Consider the following 8848-nt stretch of genomic DNA (forward strand, 5'->3'; position numbering starts at 1 on the left):
GAGACGGCCAAGGCCGTGGTGGAGGTCCCCTGCCCCTACGGCGGAGTCGTCACCGCCCGCTACGGCGAGGAGGGCGAGGAGATCGCCGTGGGCGCACCGCTGGTGACAGTCGCCGATGCCAGGTCCGACGGCGAGCGGCCGCTCGTCGGATACGGCGTGACGGATGCCGCCAAGGGCGCGCGGCGGCGCCGGGTGGGGGTGTCGACCCCGGCCCCTGAGCCCGAACCGATGGAACCTGCCCCGGCCGTGGTCGCCGTGGTCTCGCCGCTGGTGCGGCGGCTGGCCCGGGAGAACGGCATCGAGCTGACCGCCGTGACCGGCAGCGGCCCGGACGGCCTGATCATGCGCGCCGACGTCGAGCGGGCCACCTCGGCGACCGTCGCTCCGGCAGCGGTGGCGGCCGCCGAGGACGTCGTCCCGCTGCGCGGCCTGCGCAAGGCGGTGGCAGAGAAGCTCACCCTCAGCCACCACGAGATCCCCGCCGCCACGTGCTGGGTGGACGCCGACGCCACCGGCCTGATGGAGCTGCGGCAGCAGCTGAACCTCGCCGCCCGCCCCAGGATCAGCGTGCTGGCCCTGCTGGCGCGCATCTGCACCGTCGCGCTGACCCGCTACCCCGAGCTCAACGCCAGCGTGGTGGCCGACGGCATCCGCCGACACTCCGCCGTGCACCTGGGCTTCGCCGCGCAGGGCGAACGCGGCCTGGTGGTCCCGGTGGTCAGGGACGCGCAGTTGCTCGGGCTGGAGCGACTCGGCGAGGAACTGGCCCGACTGACGGAGTCCGCGCGGGCCGGCTCGCTCACTCCGGCGGAGCTGACCGGCGGCACCTTCACGCTCAACAACTACGGCGTCTTCGGCGTCGACGGCTCCACCCCGCTCATCAACCACCCCGAGGCGGCGATGCTCGGCGTCGGCCGGATCACCCCCAAGCCCTGGGTGCACGACGGGCAGTTGGCGGTCCGCCAGGTCACCCAGCTGTCCTTGACCTTCGACCACCGCGTCTGCGACGGCGGCACGGCCGGCGGGTTCCTGCGCCTGGTCGCCGACCTGGTCGAGCAACCCGCCCTGCTGCTGCGGCATTGACCGGCGCCCCCGCCCGGGGGAGCCGGTCCGCTCACTCCAGTCGGCGTACGGCCCAGAGTCCGAGACCGGCGAGCCCGCCGGCGAGGGCGAGGAAGATCGCAGCTTCGAACCACTGGAACCTCCAGTAGCGGTCGGCGGGTTGATAGGTCTCCGCCTGCTGGAGACCCGCCTCGGCGACACAGGCCGTGAACTGCGCCTGCCCGGCCGCCAGACAGGACTCCGCCCCCTGGTACGCCCGGCCCGCCGGGTCGACGGCCGGGTCCTTGGACAGGACCCAGGAGTCGGGGTGGGAGAGGCCCACGTAGAGGCGGCTGTCGCTGCCGCTGCCCCTCACCTCGATGCTGCTCGCGGCGGCGAGGGTGCCGGCGTCGAGCGCCACGGTGCTGCGGGCCGGCGGCATCAGGACCGGACGGACCGCCAGCGGCATGACGATCTGCACGGCGGCGAAGACGGCGAGCGTCACGGCCATGGCCGGCACGGTACGGCGGATCAGCACACCGCTGACGACGCCGAGGGCCACGGCGAAGGCGGCATAGCCGATGGGGACCACACCGCGGGCGGCGAACGCCTCCGGTGTGAACCGGTCCGCGTGGGCGTGGTCGAGCGGGCCCGCCCACCACGTCACCAGCAGGGAGAGCAGGCCGCTGGCGGCCATGCCGGCCGCAGCGACCGAGCCGAGCTTGACGACGAGCCAGCGGGTCCGGGGCACGCTCTGGCTCCACGCCAGTTGGTAGGTACCGGTCTCCAGCTCGCGGGTGACCAAGGGAGCGCCCCAGAAGGCGCCGATCAGACCGGGAACCGCGATCAGCACGGCGCTGACGTAGGTCTCCAGAAGGCCGTACTGCGACCCGAACGCGGCCAGCGCGGTTCCGCAGCCGCCATGGGCCCGGCAACCGGCGAGGGTGTCGTCATAGGAGTGCCGCAGCTGCACCCCGGTGATCGCAAGGGTGATGGCGACCGCGCCGAGGGCGGCGAAGGCCACCACGATCTGGGAGCGGTGCTGACGCCAGGTCAGCCAGATCATCGCGCTGCCTCCGAGAGGATTCCATGGCCGGGTTCGGTGGCTGCCTGGGCCATGTAGGTGAGGACCAGGTCCTCCAGGCTCAGCTCGCCCACACTGCAGTTCGAGTCGTCGATCGGGGTGTCGGTCCGCACGATGAAGGTGCTCTGCCGGTCGGTGTGGTCGGCCTGGATGACCTCCACCCCCGTCGGAAGGGTTCCGGGATCGCGCCGGGGGCCGGTGATCCGGACGTGCGTGGCGAGCAGCTCGTCGACCTCGCCCGCGAGCCGGACCCGGGAGCCGGCCAGCACGACGAGGTAGTCGCAGACCCGTTCCAGGTCGGCGACCAGGTGTGAGGAGAGCACCACGCCGGCGGAGTGCTCGGCGACGTACTCCATCAGGTTCCGCAGGAACGTGCGCCGGGCCAGCGGGTCCAGGCTGGCCACCGGCTCGTCGAGGATCAGCAGCTCGGGCAGCTTGGCGACGGCCAGCGCCAACGCGAGTTGGGCGCGCTGGCCACCGGAGAGCGTGCCGGCCCGCTGGGCCGGATTCAGGCCCAGCTGCCGAATCCGGCGTTCCGCCAGGCCGTGGTCCCAGCTCGGATTGAGGCGCGCTCCCAGGCGCAGGTGGTCGGCGACGGACAGCCGGGCGTAGACGGGCGTGTCCTGGGCGACGTAGCCCACCTTCGCCAGCTGCGCCGCGTCGGCCGCAGGAGACTCGCCGAGGACCTTGATGGTTCCCGAGGTCGGTGCCACCAGTCCGCAGGCCATTTTCAGCAGGGTGGTCTTCCCGGCGCCGTTGGCGCCGACCAAGCCGACCACGCGACCCGCCGGAACGCTTAACGTGCAGTCGCTCAGCGCCTCGTGGCGCCCGTACAGCTTGCTCAACCCGCTGGCTTCCAGCATGGCGGTCATGGTTCCTACTTACTGGTGGTTCGAAAGGTGGTCGTGAACAAGGCCTCGATGCTCTCCTCGTCCAGGCCGGCTCTCCGGGCCTTGGCGAGCCATTCGCGCAGGTCTTCCCGCAGCGGCTCGTGCGCGGCCAGAGAAGCGTCGCTGAGTGTCCTGGTCACGAAGGTGCCCTTCCCGGGGCGGGGCGCGACCAGGCCCTCGTGCTCAAGCTCCCGGTACGCCTTGAGCACGGTGTTGGGGTTGATCGCCACCTTGGCCACGACGTCCTTGACCGTGGGCAGCTGGTCACCCTCGGCCAGCACGCCCAGGCGCAGCGCCTGGCGCACCTGCTGAACCAGCTGCATGTACGGCGCGACGCCCGAACGCGCACTCAGGTGGAACTCGATCACCATCATCTCTCTTCATCTAGGTTCCTAGGCTATCCATTCAATCCGGCCCAGGAAACCGAACGCCACAGTGCCCGGACCGGGCATCCCGGGTCCGGGCACTGCGGCGGTGGTACGACGTCTCGTCAGCCCTCCGGCCCCAGCCAGTCGGAGACCGCCGACCACACCGCCGCCAGCATGTCGGGCCGGATCATGTCGGAGTGCGTGCACGGCAGTTGGACCGCCGTGATCTCCCCGGACACGAAGGGCTTCCAGTTGTCGGCGGTCGGCGCGCCGTCGGGTCGGCCCTCCGCCGCGACGAGCACCAGCGCGTCCCCGTCGAACCGGCCGGGGGCGTGCTCCTGCCGGAGCAGGCTGTTGTTGACGAAGACCTGCGCCAGGCGCCGAAACTCCTCGTCCGAGATCGCGCCGAGCGCCTGGCCCGCCTCGCGACGCATCCGCTCCATGACCGGGGCCAGCTTCCCGTCGTCCTCGAGGACGCCGGCGTCGACGGACCGCCGGTCCCGGTCGGCGGACTCACCGTCCGGACGGGGCGGCGCAGGATAGGCGTCCATGATCACCAGGGCCGCCACCTCTTCACCGGCGGCCCGCAGCTGGACGGCGATCTCGTGCACCGGGATCCCGCCGAACGACCAGCCCAGCAGGTGATACGGACCGGTCGGCTGCACGGTGCGGATCTGCGCGGCGTAGTCCGCCGCCATCTCCCGGACCGAGCGCGCGTACTCGCCCGCGCCGTCGACACCGCGGGCCTGCAAGCCGTAGAGCGGGACGTCCTCCGGGACGAAGCGGGCCAGCGGCATGTAGGACCAGCTCAGCCCGCCGCCGGGGTGGACGCAGAAGAACGGCGGCCGGCTCCCCCGGGTGCGGATCGGCAGCAGCACGCCCATCGCGTCCTGCACCGAGGCCAGACTCATCCCGTTCATCAGCCCGCCGACGGTCGGGGTGGCCAACAGGTTCCGTACCGAGACCGTCACTCCGCGCGCCTCCAGCCGCGCCACCAGCGTGACCGCGAGGAGCGAGTGCCCGCCGAGCCGGAAGAAGTCGTCCTCGACCCCGACCGACGCCACGCCGAGCACCGCGGCGAACTCCTCGCACAGCACGGCCTCGAGTGCGGTGGCGGGCCCGCGGCCCACCGCCGCGGCGGCGACCGCGGTGTACGCGGGCGCGGGCAGGGCGCGGCGGTCCAGCTTGCCGTTCGACGTCAACGGCAGTGCCTCCAGCGCCACCACCGCTGACGGCACCATGTAGTCCGGCAGCCGCTCGGCGGCCAGGCCGCGCACGGCGCCGGCCAGCGCCTCGCCGGCCCCACCCACCGCGGCGCTGCCGTCGGCGGGGACGACATAGCCGACCAGGCGCTTGTCGCCGGGGGTGTCCTCACGCACCACGACGGCCGCCTGAGCGACCTCCGGGTGCTCGACCAGCACCGACTGGACCTCACCCGGCTCGATCCGGAACCCGCGGATCTTCACCTGGTCGTCCGCCCGGCCGGAGTACAGCAGCCGCCCGTCGGCCGTCCAGCGCGCCCGGTCTCCGGTGCGGTACATCTTCGAGCCCGCGGCCCCGAAGGAGTCAGCCACGAACCGCTGCGCGGTCAGCCCCGGCCGGCCCAGGTACCCGCGGGCCACTCCGGCCCCCGCGACGTACAGCTCGCCGACCACGCCGGGGGCGACCGGCCGCAGGAACTCGTCCAGCACGTACACCCGGGTGTTGGCGTTGGGCCGGCCGATGCTCGGCTCGTCCCCCGGTGCCAGCGGACCGGCCATCGTCGCACAGACCGTGATCTCGGTCGGGCCGTACGCGTTGACGAACCGTCGGCCCGGCGCCCACTTCGCCACCAGCTCCGGCCCCAGCGCCTCGCCGCCCGAGAACAGCGTCGTCACCGGTTCCAGAGCCGACGCGTCGAGCACCCCCAGCACCGCAGGCGGCAGCAACAGATGCGTCACCCCGTGCCGCGCCACCACCTGCTCCAGCCCCGCGCCCGGCAGCAGCCGGTCGGACGGCGCCACCACCAGGCAGGCGCCCGACCACAGCGCCATCAGGAGCTCCCAGGTCGCCGCGTCGAAGCCCACCGACGCGAACTGCAGCACCCGGTCGCCCGGGCCCGTGTTCCAGCCGTCGACCGTCAGCAGGTTCACCGCACCGGCATGGGTGACGGCGACGCCCTTGGGCACACCCGTCGAACCGGAGGTGTAGATCACATACGCGGGATGCTCCGGCGACAGCGCTCCGGTCGACACCCTGCCGTCCGGTACAGCCCACTCGGCCACCACCGACGGCTCGTCGACCAGCAGCACCGGCACGTCCGACTCCGGCAGCACCGAGGCACTCGCCGTCGACGACAGCACCAACGCCACGTTCGCGTCCCGGAGCACATAGGCGATCCGGTCGGCCGGATAGCCGGGATCCACCGGCAGGTAGGCGCCGCCCGCCTTGAGCACCGCCAGCAGCGACACCACCAGGTCGGCACCGCGCCCCATGCAGACGGCGACCACCGACTCCGGTCCGACGCCCCGGCCCGCCAGCAGCCTCGCCAACCGGCTCGCCCGGCCGTCCAGTTCGGCGTACGACAGCTCGACGCCGTCACCCGCCACCGCCACCGCCTGCGGGGTGCGCGCCACCTGCGCCTCGAACAGCTCCGGCAGGGTCCCGGCCGACACGTCGGTCGCGGTGTCGTTCCACTCCGTCAGCAGCCGCTGCCGCTCACCCCCACCGAGCACGTCCACCGCGCTCAGCGGTAGCCGCGGGTCGGCGGCCACCGCCGTCAGCACCCGCACCCAGCGTTCGGCGAGCCGCTCCACCGAGGCCCGGTCGAACAGGTCCGCCGCGCCGTTGAGCGCACCGCGCAGACCCGCCGGACGGCCCTCGGCGTCCAGGGCCTCGCCGACCGACACGTCCAGATCGAACTTCGCCGTCGACATCCCGACCGGCAGGTCCGCCGCCACTCCCCGCGACCGCAGACCCGGCAGACTCGCCGTGGCCCGCGCCGTGTTCTGCACCGTCAGCATCGTCTGGAACAGCGGGTGGCGCGCCAGCGACCGGGCCGGGGCCAACTCCTCCACCAGCAGCTCGAACGGCACGTCCTGGTGGGCGAACGCCCCCAGGCCCGCCTCCCGCACCCGGGAGAGCGCCTGCGCGAAGCTCGGGTCCCCGGACAGGTCGGTGCGCATCACCAGCGTGTTGACGAAGAACCCGACCAGGTCGTCCAGCGCCTCGTCGGTCCGCCCGGCCACCGCCACGCCGATCGGGATGTCCGTGCCCGCGCCCAGGCGCGAGAACAGCACCGCGAGCGCGGCCTGCAGCACCATGAACAGCGTCACGCCCTCGGCCCGCGCCAGCTCCACCAGCTTCTGGTGCACCTCCGCGGGGACCTCCAGCGGCACACCGTGCCCCCGGTAGCTCGCCACCGGCGGACGCGGGCGGTCGAACGGAAGCTCAAGCTCCTCGGGTATGCCGGCCAGCGCCTCGCGCCAGTGGGCGACCTGGCGGGAGAGCAGGCTCTCCGGGTCGTCCGTCTCGCCGAGCAGCTCGCGCTGCCAGAGGGCGTAGTCCGCGTACTGCACCGGCAGCGGCTCCCACTCGGGCGCCCGGCCCTCCAGTCGCGCCGCGTAGGCGGTAGCGATGTCCCGGGCCAGCGGACCCCTCGACCACGCATCGCCTGCGATGTGGTGGAGGACCAGGACGAGCACGCACTCGTCCGGACCACTGGTGAACAGCCAGGCCCGGAACGGAACCTCAGCCGACAGGTCGAAGGCGTACTCGGAGGCCCCTCGTACGGCGTCGGCCAGGTCCGCCGGGTCCGTTTCGACCACCTGCAGTACCCACGCCAGACGGTCGGTCTCCACCACCTGCTGACGGGGGTGACCGTCCTCGGCCGGGAACACCGTCCGCAGCACCTCGTGGCGGGCGAGCACATCGCGCAGCGCCGCGCCCAGCGCTGCGTCGTCCATCGCGCCGGACAGCCGCATCGCGATCGGGATGTTGTAGGTCGCGCTCGGGCCCTCCAGCTGGCCGATGAACCACAGCCGACGCTGGGCGAACGACAGCGGGATCCGCTCGGGGCGCACGCCGACGACCAGCGCGGTCCGGGCCCGGCCCGCATCCGGGAGCCGGCCGGCGAGGCCGGCCGCCGTGGGCGTCTCGAACAGCGCCCGCAGCGGCAGCTCCGCGCCCAGCGCCGTGCGGATCCGGCTGACCAGCCGCATCGCCAGCAGCGAGTGGCCGCCCAGGGCGAAGAAGTCGTCGTCGACGCCGACCTTCTCCAGCCCGAGGACCTGCGCGAACGCGTCGCACAGGGCCCGCTCCTGGGGCGTGACCGGCTCCCGGCCCGCGCCCGCCGTGTGGGTCGGGGCGGGCAGGGCACGGCGGTCGAGCTTGCCGTTGCCGGTCAACGGCAGCACGTCCAGCACGACGACCGCCGACGGCACCATGTGCCCGGGCAGCCGCTCGCCGACGAACGCACGCACCGACTCCGGCAGCCCGGCCTCGTCCGCGACTGCGACGACATACGCCACCAGACGCACGTCACCCGGCACGTCCTCGCGAGTGACCACAGCGGCCTGGGCGACCGCCGGGTGCCCGGCGATCACGGCCTGGACCTCACCCGGCTCCACCCGGAAGCCACGCACCTTCACCTGGTCGTCCGCGCGGCCCAGGAACACCACCTGGCCATCCGCCGTCCAACGCGCCCGGTCACCCGTGCGGTAAAGGCGCCCGCCGGTGAAGGGGTCCGCCACGAACCGCTCGGCGGTCAGACCCGGCCGGCGCACGTAACCCCGCGCCAGACCCGCACCCGCGATGTACAACTCACCCACCACACCCGGCGCCACCGGGCACAAACGGTCATCCAGCACATACAGGCGGGTGTTCGCGATCGGACGGCCGATCGGCACCACACCGGTAGCCGTCAGCTCCGAGGTCAACCGGGTCGTCGCCACACCGATCGTCGCCTCGGTCGGACCGTAGTGATTGAACACCCCACACCCACCGGCCGCCGCCAGAACCTCGCCCACCAGGGCGGGAGAAGCGGCCTCGCCACCGAACACCAGCGACCGCGCCGGCAGCACCTGCCCCGCACCACCGGCCGCCGCCAGAGCCCCCAGATGCGACGGCACCGCCTTCACGAAATCAATCCGGTGCTCCGCCAGATAACCGGCCACCGCCGACGGATCGGTCACCGCGTCCGCGTCCAGGACGTGCAGCTCGCCGCCAGTGGCCAGGCTCGCGAACACCACCGTGTTACCCAGGTCCGTCGCCTGCGCCTGCAACAACGCGTACCGGCCAGCACCAAAGCCCACCCGCTCGGGCGCCGAGGCGACGTAGTTCGCCAGACCGCCGTGCGTCACCGCCACACCCTTCGGCGTGCCGGTCGAGCCGGAGGTGTAGATCACGTACGCCAGCGCGCCCGGCTCCACCGACACCCCGGGCGCCGTCGTAGCGGCCATCGCCAGGTGCGCCGACACCGCCGGATC

The 8848-nt window shown here is 73.0% G+C and carries 5 protein-coding genes; 1 reads left to right on the forward strand and 4 read right to left on the reverse strand.

The genetic code is table 11. The features are described 5' to 3' along the window. A partial coding sequence (locus ABZ449_RS41005) for a dihydrolipoamide acetyltransferase family protein (protein WP_360356974.1) occupies nucleotides 1–1083 on the forward strand: 1083 nt, incomplete at its 5' end. Nucleotides 1084–1114: 31 nt separating this feature from the next. Here the strand turns inward: ABZ449_RS41005 and ABZ449_RS41010 are convergent. The 4 genes from ABZ449_RS41010 to ABZ449_RS41025 form a co-directional block, all read right to left on the reverse strand. Next, entirely contained in the window at nucleotides 1115–2107 is a 993-nt protein-coding gene (locus ABZ449_RS41010) for an ABC transporter permease subunit (protein ID WP_360356977.1), read from the reverse strand. Next, a complete protein-coding gene (locus tag ABZ449_RS41015) occupies nucleotides 2104–2988 on the reverse strand; it encodes an ABC transporter ATP-binding protein (protein ID WP_360356980.1) in 885 nt (294 codons plus the stop codon). The genes ABZ449_RS41010 and ABZ449_RS41015 overlap by 4 nt, the downstream gene beginning before the upstream one ends. Nucleotides 2989–3002: 14 nt before the next feature. Further along, the gene (locus ABZ449_RS41020; protein WP_360356983.1) at nucleotides 3003–3389 is read right to left on the reverse strand and encodes a GntR family transcriptional regulator; all 387 of its coding nucleotides are present in this window, start codon (nucleotides 3387–3389) and stop codon (nucleotides 3003–3005) included. A gap of 116 nt (nucleotides 3390–3505) precedes the next feature. Continuing rightward, the gene (locus ABZ449_RS41025; RefSeq protein ID WP_360356985.1) at nucleotides 3506–8821 is read right to left on the reverse strand and encodes an amino acid adenylation domain-containing protein; all 5316 of its coding nucleotides are present in this window, start codon (nucleotides 8819–8821) and stop codon (nucleotides 3506–3508) included. Nucleotides 8822–8848 lie beyond the last annotated feature (27 nt).

The sequence above is a fragment of the Kitasatospora sp. NPDC005856 genome (assembly GCF_040629945.1).
Lineage (GTDB): Bacteria > Actinomycetota > Actinomycetes > Streptomycetales > Streptomycetaceae > Kitasatospora.

Excerpts from the sequence above, each read along its gene's own strand:
- ABZ449_RS41010 (WP_360356977.1), bottom strand. The coding sequence starts at position 2,107 with ATGATCTGGCTGACCTGGCGTCAGCACCGCTCCCAGATCGTGGTGGCC.
- ABZ449_RS41015 (WP_360356980.1), bottom strand. The coding sequence starts at position 2,988 with ATGCTGGAAGCCAGCGGGTTGAGCAAGCTGTACGGGCGCCACGAGGCG.
- ABZ449_RS41020 (WP_360356983.1), bottom strand. The coding sequence starts at position 3,389 with ATGATGGTGATCGAGTTCCACCTGAGTGCGCGTTCGGGCGTCGCGCCG.
- ABZ449_RS41025 (WP_360356985.1), bottom strand. The coding sequence starts at position 8,821 with ATGGCCGCTACGACGGCGCCCGGGGTGTCGGTGGAGCCGGGCGCGCTG.